General features: G+C 48.1%; 1 pseudogene. It reads right to left on the minus strand.

Annotated elements, in window-relative coordinates:
• Window positions 1-439: pseudogene (locus tag AB4486_RS24725) on the minus strand (COG3650 family protein); the annotation flags it as partial.

Here is a 439-nt window from a genome sequence, read left to right on the forward strand (position 1 = left end):
GTTCAACAATAGAAGGATCGCCATTGCTGTACGAGTAAGTTGTAATAGCGCTGTGGTCGTCGTTGAGTTCTAGGTTGATAGAGAAGCCAGTGTTCTGCGTTGAGCTTGCGAAGTAGAGTCCACTCCAGTTCAGCGTTGGATCTTGATTGGCCACCATTGCACAACCATTGTAGTTGCTGTCATTGAGATTAAGTTTGGCGTGCCAGCCATAGATAGAGTCACTCATGCCATCGCTGCAGCTCTCTTTTTTAAGGTTTAGCTCACCTTGTCCCTGATTACCTTTAAGCTGGTAGTCGCGAGTGCTTGGTGAGGTGCGGCTTGATTCGATATCGAGGCGCTGAGGTTCTTCGCCCATCTTAGTGTATTTCAGCTGGTCTTTATCGAAGGTTGCTGACCAGAAGGGTTCATTACCAAATACTCGTGTTGAGCGCAGCGGTTG

Origin of the sequence: Vibrio sp. 10N.222.55.C6, assembly GCF_041473395.1 — a bacterium.
In the GTDB taxonomy this organism is placed as follows: domain Bacteria; phylum Pseudomonadota; class Gammaproteobacteria; order Enterobacterales; family Vibrionaceae; genus Vibrio; species Vibrio crassostreae_C.